The organism is Streptomyces sp. SCSIO 75703, from assembly GCF_036607905.1.
Classification (GTDB): domain Bacteria; phylum Actinomycetota; class Actinomycetes; order Streptomycetales; family Streptomycetaceae; genus Streptomyces.
The window spans coordinates 4,476,669-4,499,442 of the sequence record NZ_CP144555.1 but is presented as its reverse complement, the minus strand read 5'-3'; the positions used below and the strand labels follow the sequence as shown (position 1 = coordinate 4,499,442).

The 22,774-nt window shown below is 74.5% G+C and carries 21 protein-coding genes, 1 tRNA gene and 1 pseudogene; 15 read left to right on the top strand and 8 right to left on the bottom strand.

From position 1 onward, the window contains the following. Positions 1-31 precede the first annotated feature (31 nt). From VM636_RS19795 to glmS, 4 genes are all read left to right on the top strand, one after another. Positions 32-1,063: an ABC transporter substrate-binding protein gene (locus VM636_RS19795; protein ID WP_338485246.1), complete on the top strand. Its 1,032-nt coding sequence runs from the start codon at positions 32-34 to the stop codon at positions 1,061-1,063. 361 nt (positions 1,064-1,424) lie between these two features. Further along, positions 1,425-2,393 (top strand): DUF4429 domain-containing protein, encoded by a 969-nt coding sequence (locus tag VM636_RS19790; RefSeq protein WP_053913970.1) that lies wholly within the window; start codon positions 1,425-1,427, stop codon positions 2,391-2,393. Between the two features lie 100 nt (positions 2,394-2,493). Further along, the gene (locus VM636_RS19785; protein WP_030418338.1) at positions 2,494-2,751 is read left to right on the top strand and encodes a hypothetical protein; all 258 of its coding nucleotides are present in this window, start codon (positions 2,494-2,496) and stop codon (positions 2,749-2,751) included. A gap of 15 nt (positions 2,752-2,766) precedes the next feature. Continuing rightward, positions 2,767-4,584 (top strand): glutamine--fructose-6-phosphate transaminase (isomerizing), encoded by a 1,818-nt coding sequence (gene glmS / locus VM636_RS19780; protein WP_030418339.1) that lies wholly within the window; start codon positions 2,767-2,769, stop codon positions 4,582-4,584. A gap of 77 nt (positions 4,585-4,661) precedes the next feature. Here the strand turns inward: glmS and VM636_RS19775 are convergent, their stop codons facing one another. Then, positions 4,662-5,189, bottom strand: a complete 528-nt coding sequence (locus VM636_RS19775) for a universal stress protein (protein WP_030418340.1) — start codon at positions 5,187-5,189, stop codon at positions 4,662-4,664. A gap of 383 nt (positions 5,190-5,572) precedes the next feature. Here VM636_RS19775 and VM636_RS19770 point away from each other — a divergent pair, with 383 nt between their 5' ends. From VM636_RS19770 to VM636_RS19755, 4 genes are all read left to right on the top strand, one after another. Beyond that, positions 5,573-5,923, top strand: coding sequence for a hypothetical protein (locus VM636_RS19770; protein ID WP_078855692.1), 351 nt, complete (start codon positions 5,573-5,575; stop codon positions 5,921-5,923). A 386-nt stretch (positions 5,924-6,309) separates the two neighbouring features. Continuing rightward, positions 6,310-7,500: a helix-turn-helix domain-containing protein gene (locus VM636_RS19765; RefSeq protein WP_030418342.1), complete on the top strand. Its 1,191-nt coding sequence runs from the start codon at positions 6,310-6,312 to the stop codon at positions 7,498-7,500. 338 nt (positions 7,501-7,838) lie between these two features. After that, positions 7,839-8,441, top strand: coding sequence for an oligoribonuclease (orn, locus tag VM636_RS19760; protein ID WP_030418343.1), 603 nt, complete (start codon positions 7,839-7,841; stop codon positions 8,439-8,441). A gap of 120 nt (positions 8,442-8,561) precedes the next feature. After that, positions 8,562-8,634: transfer RNA gene (locus VM636_RS19755), tRNA-His, on the top strand. A gap of 86 nt (positions 8,635-8,720) precedes the next feature. Here the strand turns inward: VM636_RS19755 and VM636_RS19750 are convergent. Beyond that, positions 8,721-9,776, bottom strand: coding sequence for a LacI family DNA-binding transcriptional regulator (locus tag VM636_RS19750; RefSeq protein ID WP_030418344.1), 1,056 nt, complete (start codon positions 9,774-9,776; stop codon positions 8,721-8,723). A 361-nt stretch (positions 9,777-10,137) separates the two neighbouring features. Between VM636_RS19750 and VM636_RS19745 the strand changes: the two genes are divergently transcribed. The 4 genes from VM636_RS19745 to VM636_RS19730 all read left to right on the top strand — a co-directional run bounded on the left by VM636_RS19745 (position 10,138) and on the right by VM636_RS19730 (position 14,941). Continuing rightward, positions 10,138-11,460, top strand: coding sequence for an extracellular solute-binding protein (locus VM636_RS19745; RefSeq protein WP_030418345.1), 1,323 nt, complete (start codon positions 10,138-10,140; stop codon positions 11,458-11,460). Positions 11,461-11,465: 5 nt separating this feature from the next. Beyond that, positions 11,466-12,473 (top strand): sugar ABC transporter permease, encoded by a 1,008-nt coding sequence (locus tag VM636_RS19740; RefSeq protein WP_030418346.1) that lies wholly within the window; start codon positions 11,466-11,468, stop codon positions 12,471-12,473. Between the two features lie 12 nt (positions 12,474-12,485). After that, positions 12,486-13,394 carry a carbohydrate ABC transporter permease gene (locus VM636_RS19735; protein WP_053913969.1) on the top strand — a complete coding sequence of 303 codons (909 nt, stop codon included), beginning with the start codon at positions 12,486-12,488 and terminating at the stop codon, positions 13,392-13,394. Positions 13,395-13,501: 107 nt separating this feature from the next. Beyond that, positions 13,502-14,941 (top strand): GH1 family beta-glucosidase, encoded by a 1,440-nt coding sequence (locus VM636_RS19730; RefSeq protein WP_030418348.1) that lies wholly within the window; start codon positions 13,502-13,504, stop codon positions 14,939-14,941. 59 nt (positions 14,942-15,000) lie between these two features. On the opposite strand, the pseudogene VM636_RS19725 reads toward VM636_RS19730, so the two are convergent. From VM636_RS19725 to VM636_RS19715, 3 genes and pseudogenes are all read right to left on the bottom strand, one after another. Further along, a pseudogene (locus VM636_RS19725) lies at positions 15,001-15,099 on the bottom strand (leucine zipper domain-containing protein); the annotation flags it as partial. Between the two features lie 120 nt (positions 15,100-15,219). Beyond that, a complete protein-coding gene (locus VM636_RS19720; protein ID WP_338485245.1) occupies positions 15,220-16,692 on the bottom strand; it encodes a HAMP domain-containing sensor histidine kinase in 1,473 nt (490 codons plus the stop codon). Beyond that, a complete protein-coding gene (locus VM636_RS19715; protein WP_030418350.1) occupies positions 16,689-17,393 on the bottom strand; it encodes a response regulator transcription factor in 705 nt (234 codons plus the stop codon). The genes VM636_RS19720 and VM636_RS19715 overlap by 4 nt, the downstream gene beginning before the upstream one ends. 97 nt (positions 17,394-17,490) lie before the next feature. Here VM636_RS19715 and VM636_RS19710 point away from each other — a divergent pair, with 97 nt between their 5' ends. After that, entirely contained in the window at positions 17,491-18,057 is a 567-nt protein-coding gene (locus VM636_RS19710) for a hypothetical protein (RefSeq protein WP_338485244.1), read from the top strand. A gap of 124 nt (positions 18,058-18,181) precedes the next feature. On the opposite strand, the gene VM636_RS19705 is transcribed toward VM636_RS19710, so the two are convergent. Further along, a complete protein-coding gene (locus VM636_RS19705; RefSeq protein ID WP_030418352.1) occupies positions 18,182-19,057 on the bottom strand; it encodes a fused MFS/spermidine synthase in 876 nt (291 codons plus the stop codon). Positions 19,058-19,147: 90 nt separating this feature from the next. Continuing rightward, positions 19,148-19,555 (bottom strand): hypothetical protein, encoded by a 408-nt coding sequence (locus VM636_RS19700; protein WP_030418353.1) that lies wholly within the window; start codon positions 19,553-19,555, stop codon positions 19,148-19,150. A 281-nt stretch (positions 19,556-19,836) separates the two neighbouring features. Here VM636_RS19700 and VM636_RS19695 point away from each other — a divergent pair, with 281 nt between their 5' ends. Continuing rightward, positions 19,837-21,228: a hypothetical protein gene (locus tag VM636_RS19695; protein WP_030418354.1), complete on the top strand. Its 1,392-nt coding sequence runs from the start codon at positions 19,837-19,839 to the stop codon at positions 21,226-21,228. A gap of 247 nt (positions 21,229-21,475) precedes the next feature. Continuing rightward, positions 21,476-22,003 carry a hypothetical protein gene (locus VM636_RS19690; RefSeq protein WP_338485243.1) on the top strand — a complete coding sequence of 176 codons (528 nt, stop codon included), beginning with the start codon at positions 21,476-21,478 and terminating at the stop codon, positions 22,001-22,003. 132 nt (positions 22,004-22,135) lie between these two features. On the opposite strand, the gene VM636_RS19685 is transcribed toward VM636_RS19690, so the two are convergent. Beyond that, positions 22,136-22,774 (bottom strand): hypothetical protein, encoded by a 639-nt coding sequence (locus VM636_RS19685; protein WP_051821174.1) that lies wholly within the window; start codon positions 22,772-22,774, stop codon positions 22,136-22,138.

The window sequence follows — 22,774 nt, the reverse complement described above, 5'->3', positions numbered from 1 at the left end:
ACGTTCCGCCCTGTTCGAAGGCAGTCGCGCCATGCCCCACGCCCGCCCCACCCGTCGCACCCTCCTCGCCGCCGGCGGCGCCCTCGGCCTCGGTGCCGTCCTCCCCGCCTGCGGGACCGGCGGGGAGGGCGCGGCCGGCCCGGGTGCGAGCGGGGCGGCAACGGGCCCCTGGTCCTTCACGGACGACCGCGGCACCACCGTGAGGCTGGACGCGAGGCCGGCGTCACTCGTCGCCTTCACCGGCGTCGCCGCCGCCCTCCACGACTACGGGGTGCGCGTGAAGGGCGTGTTCGGCCCCACCACCACCAGGGACGGCACGCCCGACGTCCAGGCCGGCGACCTCGACGTCACCGAGGTCACCGTGCTCGGCAACGAGTGGGGCAGACTCAACGTCGAGAGGTACGCCGCCCTCGCCCCCGACCTGCTCCTCACCGTCACCTACGACACCGCCGGCACCCTGTGGTCCGTACCCGAGGAGTCCAAGGACAAGATCGCCGAACTGGCGCCGAGCCTCGCCGTCTCGGTCTACGACCGGCAGCTCACCGAACCGCTGCGCCGCGTGTGGGAGCTGGCCGGGGCCCTCGGCGCCGACCTGGAGGCGCCGGCGGCGACGGCCGCGAGGAAGCGCTTCGAGGACGCGGCGGCCCGGCTGCGCGCCGCCGCCAGGGCCCGGCCGGAGATCCGGGTGCTGGCCGGCTCGGCGAGTCCCGAGCTGTTCTACGTCTCCGGCAGCGACCTCTCGGTGGACCTGGAGTACTTCAAGGCCCTCGGGGTGAACCTCGTCGAGCCGCCCGCGGCGGCCAAGAAGGCGACCGGCGGCTGGTTCGAGAGCCTGAGCTGGGAGAACGTCGACACCTACCCGGCGGACGTCATCATCATGGACGACCGCTCCTCCGCCATCCAGCCCGCCGACATCACCGAGGCCACCTGGAAGCGGCTCCCCGCCGTCCGGGCCGGCCAGGTCATCCCCCGCTCCGCCGAGCCGATCCTGTCCTACGCCAAGTGCGCGCCGCTGCTGGAGGGGCTGGCCGAGGCGATCGAGAAGGCCGAGAAGGTCGGCTGACCGCGCCACCGGAGCACACCCGGAGGCCGGCCCGGGGCCGCCCCGCCCGCCGGGCGCGCGCGCCACGCGGCCCTCGGCTCCGTGCCCGCGAGCGGGAGGACGGGGACGGGCGCCGCCGCGCCCGGGCGCCCGGGAACGCTCCCCGGAGGCGGTGTCCGCGGAGGCCGGACCCCGCGCGCGGGGCGGGCGCCGGGCCGCGTACGTGTGGCACATCACCCTGCCCGCACCGGACCGGCGGGCACCCCGGAGACGGTCCTCCGGGGTGCCCGTCCACCGCGCCGGGGCCGGTTTCCCCGCAGCGGTGCCCGGAGGCCGGGTTCGCGCACCACGCCCTCCCCGGCGGCGGTGGAACAATGCCCGCATGACGGAAATCATCCAGCGCGACGGCACCTGGGTCTTCGACGGCGACGCCCTGCGACTGACGCCCGGACGGGACAAGTCCGTCGGGCTGCTCCGCCGGGAGCTGGGTGAAGTACTGGTCCCGCTGCGGGCGTTGGCGGGCATCTCGTTCGAACAGGGCCGGCGGTCCGGGCGGTTGCGGCTGCGGCTGCGCGACGGCGCGGACCCGCTGCTGCACGTGGCGGGCGGCCGGCTGGCCGAACCGCACGACCCGTACCAGCTCACGGTGGACTCCGACCGGTACGGCGTCGCGGAGTACCTGGTGGCGGAGGTGCGCAACGCGCTGCTGCTGGAGGAGGTGCCCTCCGGGCCGGTGGACGCCTTCCTGCTGGCGGGCCCGGCGGTGCCGCTGTCGGTGTCGGCCGGGGACGGCACCGCGGGCTTCGACGGCGAGCGCGTGCGGCTGGAGTGGCGGTGGCAGGCGGAGAGCGCCAAGTCCGCCACGGGACCGCGCACCCTGCCCCTGGAGGACATCGTCGGCGTGGAGTGGCAGCCGACGTCGGGGTTGGAGAACGGCTACCTGCGCTTCACCGTGCGGGCGGCGCCGGACAAGATGCCGCCGAAGTACGACCCCAACGCGGTGGAGCTGTGGGGGTTCAAGAAGGACCCGCTGATGGCGCTGGTGGCCGCGGCCGTGCAGGCCCGGCTGCCGCACCCGTCGGCGGCGCCCGCCGGGCGGTCCCGGCCGCGGGAGATCACGGCGGCGACGCCGCCGGCCGCCGGCCCGGGGGGCGACGGTGGCACCGCGTCCGGCACCGGTCCGGGCGCCGGCCCCGGCCCCGGCCCCGGCCCCGCCCCGGGCGCCGGCGCCGGGGACGACCACGACGCGCTGCTGCGGCGACTGCGGGAACTGGGCGAGCTGCACCGCGCGGGGGTGCTGACCGACGAGGAGTTCACCCAGGCCAAGCAGGCGGTCCTGCGCCGCATGTGAGCGCCGTCACGTGGCATTGGACGGAGCCTTCGCGATGTTCCTGCCCGATATCGGGCAGGCTTCTTGCGGATCCCCCCTCCCTGCCCTCAGGATCTACCGGGTGCACGACGAACTCGTTGACCACCTGACGCGGTCCACCCCGCTGAGCCGGGGCGAGGCGCTGCGCGTGGTCCAGGACGTGCTCGCCTACTTCGACGAGACGACCGAGGAGTACGTCCGTCGCCGCCACCGCGAACTCCAGGCCCAGGGCCTGGTGAACGCGACGATCTTCGAGCGGATCGCGGCGGATCTGAAGTACCGCGCGGTGGCACCGCCGGAGCTGACGCTCCGTCAGTTGCGCCGCATCGTCTACGGCTGAGGAAAGAACCGGTACATGTGCGGAATCGTCGGATACATCGGCAAGCGTGACGTGGCCCCGCTGCTGCTGGAGGGCCTGCAGCGGCTGGAGTACCGCGGCTACGACTCGGCGGGCATCGTCGTCACGTCGCCGAAGGCGGCCGGCCTGAGGATGGTCAAGGCCAAGGGCCGGGTCCGGGACCTGGAGGCCAAGGTCCCCGCCCGCTTCAAGGGCACCACCGGCATCGCCCACACCCGCTGGGCCACCCACGGCGCCCCCTCCGACGTCAACGCCCACCCGCACCTGTCGGCCGACGAGAAGGTCGCCGTCGTCCACAACGGCATCATCGACAACGCCGCCGACCTGCGCCGCAAGCTGGAGGCGGACGGCGTCGAGTTCCTCTCCGAGACCGACACCGAGGTCCTCGTCCACCTCATCGCCCGCTCCGAGGCGGCGCGGCTGGAGGACAAGGTCCGCGACACGCTCCGGCTCGTCGAGGGCACCTACGGCATCGCGGTCATGCACGCCGGCTTCCCCGAGCGCATCGTCGTCGCCCGCAACGGCTCGCCGGTCGTCCTCGGCATCGGCGAGAAGGAGATGTTCGTCGCCTCCGACATCGCCGCGCTGGTCACCCACACCCGGCAGATAGTCACCCTGGGCGACGGCGAGATGGCCACGCTCAAGGCCGACGACTTCCGTACGTACACCACCGAGGGCACCCGTACGACCGCCGAGCCGACCACCGTGGAGTGGGAGGCGGCCTCGTACGACATGGGCGGCCACGACACCTACATGCACAAGGAGATCCACGAGCAGGCGGAGGCCGTGGACCGGGTGCTGCGCGGCCGGATCGACGACCGCTTCTCCACCGTGCACCTCGGCGGCCTGAACCTGGGCGCCCGCGAGGCGCGCGCGGTGCGCCGGGTGAAGATCCTCGGCTGCGGCACCTCGTACCACGCCGGGATGATCGGCGCCCAGATGATCGAGGAGCTGGCCCGTATCCCCGCGGACGCCGAGCCCGCCTCGGAGTTCCGCTACCGCGACCCGGTCGTCGACCCGGACACGCTGTACGTCGCCGTCTCCCAGTCCGGGGAGACCTACGACGTGCTCGCCGCGGTGCAGGAGCTGAAGCGCAAGGGCGCCCGGGTGCTCGGCATCGTCAACGTGGTCGGCTCGGCCATCGCCCGCGAGGCCGACGGGGGCATGTACGTGCACGCCGGTCCCGAGGTGTGCGTGGTCTCCACCAAGTGCTTCACCAACACGACCGTCGCCTTCGCGCTGCTCGCCCTGCACCTGGGCCGCACCCGCGACCTGTCGGTGCGCGACGGGCGCCGGATCATCGAGGGGCTGCGCCGGCTGCCGGAGCAGATCTCCGGGATCCTGGCGCGCGAGGACGAGATCGAGAAGCTGGCCGCGCGCTGCGCCGAGGCCCGCTCGATGCTCTTCATCGGCCGCGTCCGGGGCTACCCGGTGGCCCGCGAGGCGTCCCTGAAGCTCAAGGAGGTCTCCTACATCCACGCCGAGGCGTACCCGGCCTCCGAGCTGAAGCACGGTCCGCTCGCCCTGATCGAACCGGCGCTGCCGACGGTGGCGATCGTGCCCGACGACGACCTGCTGGAGAAGAACCGGGCGGCGATGGAGGAGATCAAGGCCCGCAGCGGCCCGATCCTCGCCGTGGCGCACCGGAAGCAGGAGCAGGCCGACCACACCATCGTGGTCCCGAAGAACGAGGACGAGCTGGACCCGATCCTGCTCGGCATCCCGCTGCAACTCCTCGCCTACCACACGGCGCTGGCGCTCGGCCGGGACATCGACAAGCCCCGCAACCTCGCCAAGTCGGTGACGGTCGAGTAACCCCCGGCCCGCCGGGGCCCGTACGGACCCCGCCCGGGCGCGCCGCGCAGGACGCCGGGCGGGGGGACGGGTGCCCGCTACGGGATGACCACCACGGGGCGGCGGGCCCGCTTGGCGAGGCGCCCGGCCACGGAGCCGAAGAGGCGGCCCACGACGCCGTGGCTGGAACCGACGACGATCGCGTCCGCCTCGTACTCGCGGCCGACCTCCTCCAGTTCGTGACAGATGTCGCCGCCGCGCTCGACCAGGATCCAGGGCACCTCGGAGAGGTGGTCCGCACAGGCCAGCTCCAGCCCGAGCACCTCGGTGCGGTGGTCCGGGACGTCGACGAAGACGGGGGGCTCGCACCCCGCCCACACCGTGGTGGGCAGGCGGTTGGCGACGTGCACGATGACCAGTCCGGCCCCCAGCCGGCGGGCCATGCCGATGGCATAGGCCAGCGCGCGCTCGCTGGAGGTGGAGCCGTCGAATCCGACGACGACGCCGTGCTTGAAGGCTGGGTCGCACAACTGGCGTGGGTCTTCGGCCGCCAGGGGCTCGGCCGCCGTCGGTTCGGCGACGGGCCGCTTACGGTCCGCGGGTTCGAAGAATTCGTGACCGGCCATGACTGTCTCGGCGTTTTTGTCCTTTATGGGTGGGACCACGGTGTGCGGCGGAGCTGTGTCCGGGAATCGTCTTCCCAAGCCCATACCCCCAAGGGTACGGCGGCACTCCTCCTTCGCCCAGATCCCGCCCGGCGTCCGCCGCGGGTTCCCCGGAGCATGCACGAGGGGGCGCCCGTAACGCAATGGCCCCCGCGTCCCGGAAGCACGCCGGGCGGTGTCCGGCCGCACGCGCGCCCTCCGGCCCGCCCCGCGCCCCCGGGCGCCTCCCGGCGCCGCCCGCTCGCGGCCCGGCGCGCGGGCGGACGTGACCGAGGGGCGGGCGGACGTGACCGAGGGCGCGGGCCCGCGTTGATCCCCGTGAACCACCGCCCCAGGGAGCCGCCATGTCCGGACCGCCGCCGCCCGCCGCGCCCCCGCCCGGGGGCCCCGAGCCGGACCCGCCGCCCCGGGACGCCGGCCCGGGACCGCTGCGCTGGGCGGCGTTCTGCGGCGTCCTCGTCCCCGTCGCCCTGCTCTGGTGCGGCGCCTCCCTCGCGGGCGCCGCCGGCACCGCCCTGGGCCTCGCCGCCGTGACCTTCGCCTGCCGGTTCCTGCTGCGCCGCGCCGAGCGGCACGCGACCCGGCCGGGCGGGGAGGGCGGACCGGGCGACGCCGGGGACGGCGGGCCGGCCGGGCCCATACCGGGGGCGCGCGGGGGCGTACCGCACACCGGGGAGAGCACACCGGTCGCTTGACCGGTTTCCGCGCACGCGCCCGTATCTTTTCAGCCAACTTCTGACGTGGCCTCACCCCCCGTCCGGACCACCCCTCAACCCCCGTTCCACCTGCACGGAAAGGGTCTCGGGGGCCCCACGCACCCTATGGGGATTGGCCACTGCCACGAGGCGCACTTCCCTGTGGCGCCCGGGAGTGCAACGCTTCGTGATCGACTGCTTCACGCCAAGTTGCCATGTCGACAATGTCCCCCGTGCCGAACCGGCCACCTCGGCGCGACGGGACGCAGTAGATTCGATCTTGACTGTCTACGGCGGGGGACTCGTGCAGGACCGAGGGGAAACGTGTTGGAGCGACAGACCCGAAGGGATCAGGGCACCGCGACCACCGAGGGGGGCTTAGCAGTATGAGCCACGACTCCGCTGCCGCGCCGGAAACCGCGACCCGGAAGCTCTCCGGGCGACGCCGCAAGGAGATCGTCGCGGTGCTGCTGTTCAGCGGCGGCCCCATCTTCGAGAGTTCCATACCGCTGTCGGTGTTCGGCATAGACCGTCAGGACGCCGGCGTGCCGCGCTACCGCCTGCTGGTGTGCGCCGGCGAGGACGGCCCGCTGCGGACCACGGGGGGCCTGGAACTCACCGCGCCACAGGGACTGGAGGCGATCGCGCGGGCCGGCACGGTGGTGGTGCCCGCCTGGCGGTCGATCACCTCGCCGCCACCCGACGACGCGCTCGACGCGCTGCGGCGGGCGCACGAGGAGGGCGCGCGCATCGTCGGACTGTGCACCGGCGCCTTCGTGCTGGCGGCGGCGGGCCTGCTGGACGGCCGCCCGGCCACCACGCACTGGATGTACGCGCCGACGCTGGCCAAGCGCTATCCGTCGGTGCACGTCGATCCGCGCGAACTCTTCGTGGACGACGGGGACGTCCTCACCTCCGCGGGGACGGCCGCCGGGATCGACCTGTGCCTGCACATCGTGCGCACGGACCACGGCAACGAGGCGGCCGGCGCGCTGGCCCGCCGACTGGTCGTGCCCCCGCGCCGCAGCGGCGGCCAGGAGCGCTACCTCGACCGGTCTTTACCCGAGGAGATCGGCGCCGACCCGCTCGCCGAGGTCGTCGCCTGGGCGCTGGAGCACCTCCACGAGCAGTTCGACGTGGAGACGCTGGCGGCCCGCGCCTACATGAGCCGGCGCACCTTCGACCGGCGCTTCCGCTCGCTCACCGGCAGCGCGCCGCTCCAGTGGCTGATCACCCAGCGGGTGCTCCAGGCACAGCGGCTGCTGGAGACGTCCGACTACTCGGTGGACGAGGTCGCCGGCCGCTGCGGCTTCCGCTCGCCGGTGGCGCTGCGCGGCCACTTCCGCCGCCAGCTCGGCTCGTCCCCGGCCGCCTACCGGGCGGCCTACCGGGCCCGGCGTCCGCAGGCCGAGCGGCCGGTGGACCCGGAGGCCGCCCTGGGCATGTCCCGCGGCGGCGGCCCGCACGACGGACCGCCGCAGTCCCTCGCCGCCGAGGGCACGGTGCCGTACCAGACGCGGCGCACCGCCGCGCCGGTGCCGGTGGCCGGCCTGCCGGGCCAGCGCGGCCTGTCCTGACCCACGGGGCGCCGGACGGGCCCCGCCCGTCCGGCGCCCCCCGGGGAAGCGCCCGCGCCGGCCCGGCGCGCGTCGCCGCGGGCGCCCTCCCGGCGGCCCGCGTCCCGCCGCCGAAGCTCACGGAAGCCTCGCGGCCGGGCCGCGCCACCCTCACCGCCCTCCGGGCCGGGGCGGGTCGCCGTACGGGCCCTCCCGGGGCCGGGAGACGCCTCCCGCCCGTCCCCGCCCCGGGGCCGCGGCGTCCCCGGCGGCCGGGACCACGCCGTCGCCGCCCCGCCGGGGCACGTCCCCGCGTACGGGCCGGTCCCACCGCCGCACCCGCGCCGTAGGGTGTTCGCATGAACGATCGCATGGTGTGGATCGACTGCGAGATGACCGGCCTCTCGCTGTCCGACGACGCGCTCATCGAGGTGGCCGCCCTCGTCACCGACTCCGAACTGAACGTCCTCGGGGAGGGCGTCGACATCGTCGTCCGCCCGCCGGACCGGGCCCTGGAGACGATGCCGGACGTGGTGCGCGAGATGCACACCGCCTCCGGGCTGCTGGCCGAGCTGGCGGGCGGCACGACCCTCGCGGACGCCGAGGAACAGGTGCTGGCCTACGTACGGGAGCACGTCAAGGAGCCCGGCAGGGCCCCGCTGTGCGGCAACTCCGTCGGCACCGACCGCGGCTTCCTGCTGCGGGACATGCCGGCGCTGGAGGGGTACCTCCACTACCGGATCGTCGACGTGTCCTCGGTCAAGGAGCTGGCCCGCCGCTGGTACCCGCGGGCGTACTTCAACAGCCCCGAGAAGAACGGCAACCACCGCGCCCTCGCCGACATCCGCGAGTCCATCGCCGAGCTGCGCTACTACCGCGAGGCCGTCTTCGTGCCGCAGCCCGGCCCCGACTCCGAGACGGCCAAGGCGATCGCCGCGAAGCACGTCGTCACCGCGGGCTAGGCACGGCTCCGCGCCCCTGGCGGGGCGCGGCGGAAGGTGGGCGCGAGCACCCCCGCGGACCCTGTACACTTTTCTCAGCCGGTCGGGGAAATCCACCACGGGTTCTGACGACCGGCCATGGTGGGTGTAGCTCAGCTGGTAGAGCACCTGGTTGTGGTCCAGGATGCCGCGGGTTCAAGTCCCGTCACTCACCCTGTGTCATCGGCCGGTGACCTCCCCGCGGAGGTCACCGGCCGATCGCGTGCGCACGGGGCCCCGGGCACGCCCCGGCGCCGCCCCTCAGGAGGAGCTGCGCTCCACCAGTTCCGTGGCGAGCACCACGTGCTGCCGCTCCAGCCCCCGCGAGGCCGCCGGACGGCGGTCCGCGATCTCCGCCAGCAGCAGGTCGATCATGGCGCGGCCCATCTCCTCGATCGGCTGGCGGACGCTGGTCAGCGGCGGGTCCAGGTGGCGGGCGATCGCCGAGTCGTCGTACCCCACCAGTGCCACGTCCTCCGGGATGCGCCGGCCCGCCTCGATCAGCGCCCGGCGGGCACCGGCCGCCGTCACGTCCGAGCCGGCGAACACCGCGTCCAGCCGCGGACCGCGCCGCAGCAGCTCCGCCATGGCCCGGCGGCCCCCCTCCTCGGTGAAGTCGCCCGCCTCGATCAGCAGCTCGTCCGCGTCGTGCCCCGCGTCGCGCAGGGCGTCCCGGTAGCCGTCGACGCGCCGCTGGGCGCCGTACACGTCCAGCCGGCCGGTGATGTGCGCGATGCGTCCGCGCCCGCGTGCGAGCAGGTGCTCGACGGCCGAGCGGGCCCCGCCGTAGTTGTCCGAGTCGACCGAGGCGAGGGTCTCCCCCGCCGAGCGCGGGCCGCTGATCACCGCCGGGATCTCCAGTTGGGCCAGCAGGTCGGGCAGCGGGTCGTCGGCGTGCACCGAGACCAGCAGCACGCCGTCCACCCGGTGCGCCGCGAGGTACTGGGCGAGCCGCTGCCGCCTGCGGTCGCTGCCCGCGAAGATCAGCAGGAGCTGCATCTCCGTCTCGGACAGCTCCGCCCCGACCCCCTTGAGCATGTCCGAGAAGTAGGGCTCGGCGAAGAACCGGGTCTCCGGTTCCGGCACCACCAGGGCGATGGCGTCGGTGCGGTTGGCGGCGAGGGCGCGGGCGGCGGTGTTCGGGACGTAGCCGAGTTCCGCCACCGCGGCCTCGACGGCGGCCCGGGTCGCGTCGCTCACCCGGGGCGAGCCGTTGATCACCCGCGAGACGGTGCCGCGGCCGACGCCCGCCCGTGCCGCCACCTCTTCGAGGGTGGGCCGGCCACCGCTCCGCCCCCGCGCTCCGTGGCTTGCCATCGGCCCTGCCTTCCCGTCGATGCCCCGCACTCTGCGGCTGGCCTGGAATTTAACAGGCCGGTCCGCTGCGACGACCGCCCCGGACCGTCGCGCGGTGCCCATCGGAGCGCCGGGCGGACGAACCACCCGTCAGTTAACAGGCCGATAACCGAAGGCATTTCGTCGCGTCCGCTCCCTTGACACCCCCGTCCGGACCGACGACTCTTCAACACATCACTTGTGGGAGCGCTCCCACACTACCTGGCACATACACATCCCGCACGTTCCCCGCCCGAGCCGCAGCGATGAACGAACATGAACCATCGGGCCCAGCACAGCAGTTGGCCGGGGGGTCGGCACGTCAGGGCAACAGGAGGACGTAATGCGAGCAGCACGTACCCGAACCGCCCGCAAGGCGATGGTCCTCGCGGCCGTCGTGTCGCTGGGCGCAGGGCTGCTGGCCGGTTGTGCCGACGACGGCGACGACTCCGGCTCGTCGGGCGGCGACAGTGGCGGCAAGACGAAGATCACCCTCGGTCTCTTCGGCACCATGGGCTTCAAGGAAGCCGGACTCTACACCGAGTACGAGAAGCTCCACCCCGACATCAAGATCGAAGAGAACGTCATCGAGCGGAACGAGAACTACTACCCCGCTCTCGTCAACCACCTCACCACCAACAGCGGCCTGCTGGACGTCCAGGCCATCGAGGTCGGCAACATCGCCGAGGTGGTCGAGACCCAGGCGGACAAGTTCACGGACCTGTCCAAGGCCGAGGGCGTGAAGCCGGGGGCCTGGCTGGACTGGAAGTGGCAGCAGGCCACCACCAAGGACGGCGCCACCATCGGACTCGGCACCGACATCGGCCCGATGGCCGTCTGCTACCGCAAGGACCTCTTCGAGAAGGCCGGGCTGCCCACCGACCGCGAGGAGGTCGGCAAGCTCTGGGCCGGCGACTGGGGCAAGCTCGTCGAGACCGGCGAGAAGTACAAGAAGGCCGCCGGCAAGGACACCTACTTCATGGACTCCCCGGGCGGGCTGCTCAACGCCATCCTCAGTTCCGAGGAGCAGAGGTTCTACGACGCCTCCGGCAAGGTCGTCTACAAGGACAACCCCGCCGTCAAGGCCGCCTTCGACCTCACCGCGAAGGCCGCCAAGGAGGGCCTGGTGCAGTCGCAGACCCAGTTCCAGCCGGCCTGGGACCAGACCATCTCCAACAGCAAGTTCGCCACCGTGGCCTGTCCGCCGTGGATGCTCGGCACCATCAAGGGCAAGTCGCAGCCCGACGCGGCCGGCAAGTGGGACGTGGCCGCGCCGCCCAAGGCGGGCAACTGGGGCGGCACCTTCCTCGGCGTGCCCAAGAGCGGCAAGCACGTGAAGGAGGCCGAGGCGCTGGTGACCTGGCTGACCGCGCCCGAGCAGCAGGCCAAGCTCTTCGCCGTGCAGGGCAGCTTCCCGAGCGCGCCCGGCGCGTACGGCATGTCGCAGGTGACGGGCGCGAAGAACGAGATGACCGGTGACGCGCCGATCGGCGAGATCTTCGCCAAGGCCGCCTCGTCCATCCCGACGCAGGTCATCGGCCCGAAGGACCAGATCGTGCAGCAGGGTCTGTCGGACAACGGCGTCATCCTCGTCACCCAGGGCAAGTCGGCGAAGGACGCCTGGGAGACGGCAGTGAAGACCATCGACAACAACCTGGAGAAGTGACCGGAATGACCTCCCGGCACGACACCGCCGCGCCCCCCGCGAAGGGGGGCGCGGCCCCGGGCCGCCCGCCGGCCGGGGACACGGCGCAGGCGGAGCGCAAACGGGCCCGGCTCTCCCGGCGCTGGCAGCGGGACATGCGCTGGAGCCCGTACGCGTTCATCTCACCGTTCTTCCTGCTCTTCCTCGCCTTCGGCCTGTTCCCGCTGATCTACACCGGCTGGGCCTCGCTGCACACGGTGGAGCTGACCGCGCCGACCGACATGACCTGGGTCGGGCTGCGCAACTACACGCGGATCTTCGACGACGAGTTCTTCTGGAACGCCGCCCGCAACACGCTGACCATCGGCGTCATCTCGACAGTGCCCCAGTTGCTGATGGCGATGGGCATCGCGCACATCCTCAACTACAAGCTGCGCGGCTCCACGTTCTACCGCGTCGTCATGCTGGCGCCGTACGCGACCTCCATCGCCGCCGCCTCGCTCGTCTTCGTGCTCCTCTTCGGCCGCGACTACGGGATGATCAACTGGGTGCTGAACCTGGTCGGCATCGACAACGTCGACTGGCAGAACGGGCACTGGTCCTCCCAGTTCGCCGTCTCCTCGATCATCATCTGGCGCTGGACCGGCTACAACGCGCTGATCTACCTGGCCGCGATGCAGGCGATCCCGCAGGACCTGTACGAGTCGGCGGCGCTGGACGGCGCCAGCCGCTGGCGGCAGTTCGTGCACGTCACCCTGCCGTCGCTGCGCCCGACGATCCTGTTCACGGTGGTCGTGTCGACCATCGGCGCCTCCCAGGTCTTCGGTGAGCCGCTGCTGTTCGACGCCAACAAGGGTGCCTCCGGCGGCTCCCAGCACCAGTTCCAGACGCTCGGGCTGTACCTGTACGAGCAGGGCTGGATCAACCAGCACCTGGGCCGCGCCTCCGCGATCGCGTGGACGATGTTCCTGATCCTCATCGTGATCGGACTCGTCAACTCGCTGATCTCGCGCCGGCTGCGGGCCAGTAGTTAAGGAGAACCGGCCGTGACCTCGACCCTGACGAAACCCCCGGCCGACCCGGTGCCCACCCCGCCCCGGCGGGCGCGCCGGGCCAAGGCCGGCCGGGCCGGCGGCCAGTTGCACGCCGGGCCCCTCGCCTACGGCATCCTCGCCCTGCTCACCGTCGTCTCGCTGTTCCCACTGGTGTGGACGGCGATCGCCGCCTCGCGCGACAACCAGCGCCTGGCGCAGACGCCGCCGCCGTTCTGGTTCGGCGCCAACCTCTTCGACAAGCTCCAGATCGCCTGGGTGGACGCCAATCTGGGCGAGGCGTTCCTCAACACCACGCTGGTGGCGGGGACGTCGGCGCTCACCATCGTCTTCCTGTCCACGATCGCCGGCTTCGCCTTCGCCAAGCTGCGGTTCAAGGGCCGCAACGCGCTGCTGCTGATCGTGATCGGCACGATGACGGTGCCGCCGCAGCTCAGCATCATCCCGCTGTACATGATGGTGGCCAAACTCGACTGGTCCGACCAGCTCCAGGCGGTGATCCTGCCGTCACTGGTCAACGCCTTCGGGGTGTTCTTCATGCGGCAGTACCTGCTCCAGGCGCTGCCGGACGAGATCATCGAGGCCGCCCGCGTCGACGGCGCGAGCAGTTGGCGCGTGGTGTGGCACGTGGTGTTCCCGGTGGCGCGGCCCGCGATGGCCGTCCTGGGCATGCTGATGTTCGTGCAGGCGTGGAACGACTTCCTGTGGCCGTTCCTCGTACTGACGCAGAACGGCAGCCCGACCGTGCAGGTCGCGCTGGCCGGCCTGGGCCGCGGCTACACCCCCGACCAGGCCCTGATCATGGCGGGCGCGCTGCTCGGCACGCTGCCGCTGCTGCTGGTCTTCGCGGTCTTCGGCAAGCAGATCGTGGGGGGCATCATGCAGGGCGCGGTGAAGGGCTGACGCCCGGCCGCCCCTCGTACCGGGGGCCGGGCCCTGGCCGCCCCGCCCCCGTTTCCTTCGTCCTTACTACGCGTCGGTCGTTCACGACCCGCTATGGGAGCGCTTCCATGCCTGAGTCCGCAACGCCGGTGACCCCGGCGACCTTCCCCTCCTCCTTCCTGTGGGGCGCCGCCACCTCGGCGTACCAGATCGAGGGCGCGGTGCGGGAGGACGGCCGCACCCCGTCGATCTGGGACACCTTCAGCCACACGCCGGGGAAGACGGCCGGCGGCGACACCGGCGACATCGCTGTCGACCACTACCACCGCTACCGCGATGACGTGGCGCTGATGGCGGAACTGGGCCTGGGCGCCTACCGCTTCTCCGTCTCCTGGCCCCGGGTGCAGCCGACCGGCCGGGGCCCCGCCGTCCAGCGCGGCCTGGACTTCTACCGCCGGCTGGTCGACGAACTGCTGGCCGCCGGGATCAAACCCGCGGTCACCCTCTACCACTGGGACCTGCCGCAGGAGCTGGAGGACGCGGGCGGCTGGCCGGCCCGGGACACGGCCTACCGGTTCGCCGAGTACGCGGGGATCGTCGGCGAGGCGCTCGGCGACCGGGTGGAACAGTGGATCACCCTGAACGAGCCCTGGTGCGCCGCCTTCCTCGGGTACGCCTCCGGGGTGCACGCCCCCGGCCGCACCGACCCGGCGGCGGCCCTGCGGGCGGCCCACCACCTCAACCTGGCGCACGGGCTGGGCTCGGTGGCGCTGCGTTCGGTGATGCCCGCCCGCAACTCGGTGGCGCTCAGCCTCAACACCTCCGTCGTCCGGCCGCTGACGCAGAGCCCGGCGGACCGGGCGGCGGCCACGAAGATCGACGACCTGTCGGGCGGCATCTTCCACGGCCCGATCCTGCGCGGCGCCTACCCGGCGACCCTGCTGGAGGCCACGGCGCGGATCACCGACTGGTCCTGCGTCCGGGACGGCGACCTGGACGCGATCCGCCAGCCGCTGGACGCGCTCTGCCTCAACTACTACACGCCGACCGTGGTCTCGGCGGCCGACCCCGACGCGGCCGGTCCGCGCGCCGACGGGCACGGGGCGAGCACGCACTCGCCGTGGCCGGCCGCCGACGACGTCGCCTTCCACCAGCCGCCCGGCGAACGCACCGAGATGGGCTGGAGCGTGGACCCGACCGGCCTGTACGACCTGATCACCCGGTACACGCGGGAGGCGCCCGGACTGCCGCTGTACATCAGCGAGAACGGCGCCGCCTACGACGACAAGCCCGAGCCCGACGGCACCGTCCAGGACCCGGAGCGCGTCGCCTACCTGCACGGACACCTCTCGGCGGTGCGGCGGGCCATCGCCGACGGCGCGGACGTGCGCGGCTACTACCTGTGGTCGCTGCTGGACAACTTCGAGTGGGCCTACGGCTACGAGAAGCGGTTCGGCGCCGTGTACGTCGACTACGCCACCCAGGAGCGCACCCCGAAGGCGAGCGCCCTGTGGTACGCGCGGGCGGCCCGCACCGGCACGCTGCCGCCGGCCGGCCCGGCCGCGTAGGCGCCCACCGGGGGGCGGGAGGCGGGGCGCGGCACACCACGGGGGGTGCCGCGCCCCGCGCGTGGGGCGGCCCGGCGCAGGGGCCAGCCGTCCTCGACCACGCAGCGAGCCAGGCGCAGCCGTCCGGTCTCGGTCAGGGGTGCATTACGGTGGGGCACGAGGGCCTTTCGGTCAGGTGTAGACGTCGCAATCCACACCGAACCGGAAGGCCCTCACCTGTTCAAGATCCCACAGCCGAGACCTGACTCACCCGTCCACAACCTCCCGGGACAGAACAGCTAGCGGGATCCGGCCGGCCGAACCGGCCGTTCCGGAGGGCGGGTGGTGCTCTCGGGGCGGCCTTGCGGAAGGGACCGGGGCCGGTGGGAGAAGGCGGCGGCGGGAAGCCACCGCCGGCGGCGCACCGCGCCCCGGTGACCGCGCCGCACCGGGGCGGCCCGGCCGTCGAGCTGGAGCCGCACGCGTATCTCGGTGCCGCCGAGCACGGAGCGGCCGACCCGTACGTCGCCGCCGGTGGACTCGGCGAGCCGGCGCACGATGTCCAGGCCGAGCCCGGTCGACCCGTCGGTGCCCGAGCCCCGGCCGCGGGCCAGGGCGGCCTCGGGGTCGGATATGCCGGGCCCGGCGTCGGAGACGAGGACGATGACCGCGTCGTCGCCGTTGTGGACGTCGACGGCGAAGGCGGTGCCCTCGTCGGTGTGGCGGAAGACGTTGCCGAGGAGGGCGTCGAGGGCCGCGGCCAGATCGGCGCGGGCCACGGGGATGCGCACCGGGGACTCGGCACCCGCCACCCGCCACCGGCGGCCCTCGTCCTCGGCGAGCGCGGACCAGAAGCCCATGCGTTCGCGGACCACCTCGGCGGCGTCGCAGCCGGCGCCGGGTCCGGCCGCGGCGGTGCGCGGCCGGGCGTCGCGGGCGGTACGGATGATGGTGTCGACCTCCCGCTCCAACTGGGCGACGGCGGCCCGGGTCTGCTCGGCGGCCGGCCCCTCGCCGAGCGAGGCCGCGTTGAGCCGGAGCACGGTCAGCGGGGTGCGCAGCCGGTGGGAGAGGTCGGCCGCCAGCTCCCGTTCGTTGGCGAGGAGCTGGACGACCTGGTCGGCCATGGAGTTGAACGAGACGGCGGCCAGGCGCAGTTCCCTCGGCCCTTCCTCGGGCACGCGGGCGCCGAGCTTGCCCTCCCCCAGCTCCCGGGCGCCCTCGACCAGGCGGCGGGCGGGGCGCACCATGCGCACGCCGAGCCGGTCGGCGACGGCGACCGAGCCGACGATCAGCGCGGCGCCGACGGCGGCGAGCACGGCCCAGGCCGTGCCGACCCCGTTGGTGACGGCGGCCTCGGGGACGAACACCTCGACGACGGCGATCTCGCCGGAGCTGAGGGCGACCGGCTGGAGCAGGGCCGAGCCGCCCTCGACCTCGGTGGTGGAGGCGCGTCCCATCTCCCGTACGGCGTCGATGTCCCGGTCGCGGGCACGGCGGGGGCCGATGGCGGCCGGGGCCTCGTCGGTGACGGACGGGGGCAGGTGGACGGCCATCGCCGATCCGGTGCCGGCCGAGGCGACGACCCGTTCCAGTGCGTCGCGGTCGGTGGTGATGGAGAGGGCGGGGGCGACGGCGGCGGCCTCCCGTTCGGCGTTGGAGAAGGCGCGGTCGCGGGCCATCTCGCGGACGACGAGTCCGAGCGGGACCGCGAAGGCGACGACGACCATCGCGGTGACCGCCAGGGAGACCTTGACCAGGGCCCACCTCATGGCGTGGGCTCCGTCCCGGGCGGCTCCAGCTTGACGCCGACGCCGCGCAGGGTGTGCAGGTAGCGGGGACGGGCCGCGGTCTCGCCCAGCTTGCGGCGGAGCCAGGAGAGGTGGACGTCGATGGTCTGGTCGTCGCCGTAGGACTGCTGCCAGACCTCGGCGAGCAGTTCCCGGCGGGCGACGACGACTCCGGGGCGCCCGGCGAGGAAGGCGAGCAGGTCGAACTCACGCCGGGTCAGGTCGAGGCGCACGCCGTCCAGTTCGGCCTGGCGGCGCTGGGGGTCGACGGTGAGGCCGCCGACGCTGAGCACGGTGGAGGGCGCCGTCCGGGCGGTGCCGGTGCGGGCCCGGCGCAGCACGGCGGCCATGCGGGCCGACAGGTGCTCGACGGAGAAGGGCTTGGTGAGGTAGTCGTCCGCGCCCGCGTTCAGCAGCCGGACGATCTCGGTCTCGTCGTCCCGGGCGGTGGCGACGATCACGGGGACGTCGGTGATGCCGCGGAGCATCTTCAGCGCCTCCGAGCCGTCGAGGTCGGGGAGGCCCAGGTCGAGGACGACCACGTCGAAACGCAGATGCGCGACCTCGCGCAGCGCCTCCAGCGCCGTGCCGACGCTGCGCACGGTGTGCGAGGCGTCGGACAGATGCCGGATCAGCGCCGAGCGTACGAACTGATCGTCCTCGACCACGAGCACACGTGCCATGGACGGCACCGTACGCCAACGCGGCCCGGCCGGCGGGGGCCTGTGGACAACTCCCGTGGGGCGACACGGGAGTGACGGATGGGGCAGGATGGCCGCGATGCGCAGGGGTCTCGTCCACGTCCTGGCGTGGCTGCTCGCCACCGGAGCGGCGGTCACGCTGTCGTGGTGGGGTGTCCGCACGGTCCTGGCGGGCACGGTCTACGACCCGCCGCGGGCGCTGCCGATCACGGCCGCCGACCGGGGCGCGGGGCTGCGGGACGCGACCTCGTCGACGGCGCTGCCCTCGCCCCCGTCGCCTCCCCCGCCGTCCCCGTCGTCTTCGCCGCCGCCCCCGCCCGGCGGTTCCCCGGCGGCGCCGGCCCCCGAGCCGCCGCCGGCCGCGCCGGCCGCGTCCCCGGCACCCGACGACCTGGCCGGCCCCGGCCCGGCGGACGGTGCCGCGGGTCGCGTCGAGGGGTACGACACCGCCGGCGGGCGGGCGGTCTTCGACCTGGGGCCCGAGTCCGCGTCGCTGGTGTCGGCGGCGCCGGGGCCGGGCTGGTCGATGCAGGTGTGGAAGACGGAGTCGTGGATCCGGGTGGAGTTCACCTCGGACGCGGACCGCGTGTCGGTGTTCTGCACCTGGCACGACGGCCCGCCCCGGGTGGAGGTCGGCTCGTACTGAACCGCCGGGGTCCGTGCGGAGCGCACGGCCCGCCCGGACGGCGTGACCGCCCCGGTGACCAGGGTCTTTCGTGTGGATCACGCCGGGCTCGCGGGGCCCGCCCTGATCGAAACGAAAGAAGACCCTAGGTGAAGACGTGTGGCGGCGGGGCCGGGGAGGCCACGGCGGAGGCGTCGGTGACCGGGCGGGCGCCGCCGGCGAAGTCGGTCAGCGCCCGGCCGTGTTCGACCCGCCCGGGGTGGGGGTCCCCGGCGGCGCGCCGGGTCAGTTCTGCCACGGGCAGCGGCCCGTCGGAGGCGACGAGGACGGCGTTGCCGAAGCGCTTGCCGCGCAGCACGGCGGGGTCGGCGACGAGCGCGAGTTCCCCGAACCGGTCGGCGGCGGTGGCGATCTGGCCGCGCAGATGGGCCAGCGGCGGCCCGTCGGCGATGTTGGCGGCGAGGACGCCTCCGGGGGCGAGGACCCGCCGTACCTCGTCGAGGAATTCGGCTGAGGTCAGGTGGGCGGGGGTGCGGGCGCCGTCGAACACGTCGGTGAGGACGATCCCGGCCCGGCCGTCGGGCACCTTGGCGAGCCCGGCGCGGGCGTCGGCGGTCCGGACGCGGATGCGGGCCCCCGGGTCCAGGGGCAGGGATCGGCGCACGAACTCGACGAGGCGGGCGTCCCGTTCGACGACCTGCTGGGTGGAGCGGGGCCGGGTGGCGGCGACGTAGCGGGCGAGGGTGAGGGCGCCGCCGCCGAGGTGCACGGCGTGCAGCGGCTTCCCGGGCGGGGCGGCCAGGTCGATGACGTGTCCGAGCCGGCGCTGGTACTCGAAGGACAGGTACGCCGGGTCGTCGAGGTCGACGTGCGACTGCGGCGCCCCGTCCACCAGCAGCGTCCAGGCGCGGCGGCGGTCGCGGTCCGGCACCAGCTCGGCCCGGCCTCCGTCGACGTCCTCGACGAGGTTCTCCGCACCACCACGACCGCGCCGGCGGGCGGCGCTCCCGGACTTTCCCATCGGCCCATTATCGGCGACCGGTGGCGCCCGGCCCGCCGGCGGCCACCGCGGGGCCGGGCCGGGTGGGCGCGGCCGTGCCGGGGGGCGGTCTCAGCAGCAGCCGTCCGCCGCCTCGATGAGGCGGGCGGCCTCGCCGAGGGCGGCGCGCAGGACGGCGGGGTCGGTGGCCGGGTCGCCCTGGCCGGGCGGCAGGAGCCAGTCGGAGTCCTCGGTGGGCGGGTGCGGCGCGAAGGTCAGGCGCAGTCCGCGGCCGTGGGTGTGCATGCAGGAGCTGCCGGGCAGGTCCCAGGCGGCGGCGGTGCCCGGCGGCACCACGAAGCCCAGGGTGTCGCAGCAGTCGACGTGGACGACGGGGCCCACCGCGTCGCCGGCACCGCGTCTGAGGATGTCGACCGCCTCCAGCCCCTGACGGGTCGGCACGGTCACGACGTCGCAGACGGTGTCGCAGCCGCCCTCCGCGTCGGTGCTCCCGCTGGTCTGCATCCCGGCCTCCACCACGGAACTCCCTCCTCGCGCGAACGGGATCGGGGCCGGGGGACTCCCGGTCCGTCGTGTCCAACGCGCGAGGGCCCCGGGGGCTACGGCACGACGCGGCGGCAAAGGATGGCACTTCATGGCAGATCGCGGCGGGGATATCCACTTTGCCGCCAAACACCGCGTGGCGGACCGGTCACGGACGGTACCGTCGGGGTCGCCGGAAGCGGGGGCCACCGGGACGTTCCCGTCGACCCGCCGTCCCTCCGGCAGGGGTTCGACGGTTCGTACGAGAGGGCCCGGCCATGGCGTCGTCGACGGTGGACTCTGCCCGGCCCGACCGGCCGGCGCAGCCGAATCTCGCCTTCCGCCGGTTGCGGGGGCAGCGCTCCCCCGCCGAGTTCGCGGCGGCGGTGCGCCGGGCCGCCCGCGAGATCGGCGAGCGGGTGAGCTGCGACGCCCGCTACATCGGCCGGGTCGAGGCGGGCGAGATCCGCTGCCCGAACTACGCCTACGAGCGGGTGTTCCTGCACATGTTCCCCGGCCGCGCCCTCACCGACCTCGGCTTCGCGCCCCGTTCCTCCGTCCGGGGACGCGGGGCGCGCACCGCCGGCGCCGGGCCCCCGGCCCCCGCCGGCGGACCGGCGGACCCGCACCACCCGCACGACGACCCTGAGGAGAGCGACGTGCTGCGTCGCGTATTCATGACGGGCGGCGCCACCGTGGCCGCCGCCTCGCTGGGCCCGCTGGGGCCCGCTCTCGACGCCGCCGCGGCCGGGCGCCCGCCGCGCCGGGCCGGCGCCGGCCACGCCGGCGCCCTGGAGGAGGCCGTCCGCCGGATCCGGCTGCTGGACGACCGGCACGGCGCCGACGGCCTCTACCGGCGCGCGGCGGCCCCGTTGCGCGCCGCCTACGCGCTGCTGGACGCGGGCGCGACCCGGCAGGCGACGGCGGACCGGCTCTCCGCGGGCGCCGGGGAACTGGCGCTCTCCGTGGGCTGGCTGGCCCACGACTCGGGCCGGTTCGACGACGCCCGCTCCCACTACGCGGAGGCGCTCGCCACCGCCCGGATGACCGGCGACGCCGCCCTGGAGGCGCACGCCTTCTGCAACACGGCGTTCCTGGCGCGGGACGCCGGCCGGCCCCGCGAGGCGGTGCGGGCGGCCCAGGCCGCGCAGCGCGCCGCCCGCCCGCTGGGCTCGCACCGGCTGCTGTCGCTGCTGGCGCTGCGGGAGGCGGGCGGCTGGGCGGGGCTCGCCGACCGCGTCGCCTGCGAACAGGCGCTCGCCCGCGCGCGGACCCTCCACGACCGGGGCCCGGCCGACGCCGACCCGGAATGGATGAGCTTCTACGGGGAGGCCGAGCTGGAGGGGCTGGAGGCGCAGTGCTGGTCGGCGCTGGGCGACTGGCCGCGGGCCGCCCGGCACGCGCGCGAAGCGGCGGAGCTGCAGGAGCCGCACTTCGCCCGGAACCTCGCGCTGTACCGGGCGGAGCTGGCCGACGACCTCGCCCGCGGCGGGCGGCCGGACGAGGCCGCCGCCGCCGGGACGCGGGTGCTGGACCTGCTGGACGAGGTCCAGTCCTCGCGGGTGCACACGATGCTGGCGGGGACGACCCGGGTGCTGCTGCCGCACCGGCGGGCCTCGGGCGTATCGGCGTTCCTGGAGCGTCACGCGGCGCTGTCGCGCACCTCCTGACCGGCGGCGGGCACGTCCCCCGTCCCCCACCGGGCCGGCGGGTCCGTGGCCCGGCACCCGACCGGCCGGGCCGCGGCCCCGCCTTCCCCGGTGTCCGGGCCCTGGTGTCCCGGCTCCGGGCGCCGGGCGCCGGGCGCCGGGCGCCGGGCGGGGAACTCGACGACTTCTCCGCGCGTTGCGGAAAAGGATCTGACCGTTTCCGCGCGAGTCACGGCGGCGTGCCGTCGTCGGGGGAAGTGAGCGAACGATGGCCATGGTGGGCCTGTTCTGGATCGTCGAGGGCGATGTGTACGTGGGCGCCAAACCGTCCGGTCCGGGCCCCGGCGTGCGCCTGACGCCGGAGGGCGTGACGGCGCTCGGCGACGGGCGGGAGGACCTCCTGCCGTGGGCGGACGTGACGTCCCTGACCGTGTCGGACGTGCCCGTGCGGACGCTGCCGCGCCGGATCGGCGCGGCAGTCGGCCTGGCCCTTCAGACGATGCGGGAGATGGCCCTCCCGAACGGCCACGGCCGGGTGGCCGAGGCCCCCGGCCTCATGACGGTGCGGGTGACGACGGCCGGCGGCGCTCACGCGCTGGAGGCGTACGTCGCCGCGGCGGGCGGTTACCCGGCGACGGAGGCCGACCTCTCCCGCGCCCTGCTGGCCCGCCTGGCGGACGGTTCCGGGGCGACGGCGACGACGCTGGCCGCGATGGCGCGCTGGGGCCGCGCCGCGGCGGACGGCACCCCGCGCGGCGGGGAGCGCGAGCGACTGCTGCGGGAGTGGCTGGGCTGAGCCGACGGGAGGTGCCGGACCGGCGGCCCGTGCCCCGGCCCCGGACCTTGGCCACCGGCGCCCGGCCACGGCATCCGGCCCCGGCTGCGTACCGGCGGCCCCCGGGCCCGGCGCCGCACCAGGCCCCCGGCCCTACTCCGTCCCGGCGAGCCACTCCGGAAGCGTGTCCTCGTCCCCGGGGTCGACGCCGGCCAGTGCGTACGGCTCGCCCAGCGCCCGCGCGCGGGCGCCCGTTCCCGCCACCGCGCGGACGGTGAACCGCTCCCCCGGGAAGAGCGCGAACAGAGCCACCCGCGAGACGGGCCCCCCGTGGTCCGCCCACCGGGCGGGGCCGGTCCCCGGCGTGTCGTCCCGGACGTCCAGGCGGTCCGCCTCGGGGGTCACCAGCAGCGCGTGGAAGCGCACCGTCTCGTACCCCTCGTCGCTGCCGGGCCGCCCGGTGTACAGGCTCGCCTCCGACCCGCCCCACGGCACCAGCGCCCGCCCGCCCAGGACCCGCGCGACCTCCCCCGCGTCGTCGGGGTCGATCCCCCCGGCGTCCCCCGAGAGGTGGTCCGGGTCGCTCCAGGCCCCGTCGTCCCGGCGGACCGCGGCGTACAGTTCCTCGGCGACGAGCCCGTCCTTGCGCCGGTGCCGCAGCAGCGCGAAGCCGAGGTCCCCGCGGACGCAGGTGCCGGCGACGGAACGCCCGCCGCCGGGGGAGGGTGTGGGGCCGGCGCCGGACGCGGCCGTCAGGGCGGCGTGGGCAAGCTCGGCCAGGTTCCGCTGCAT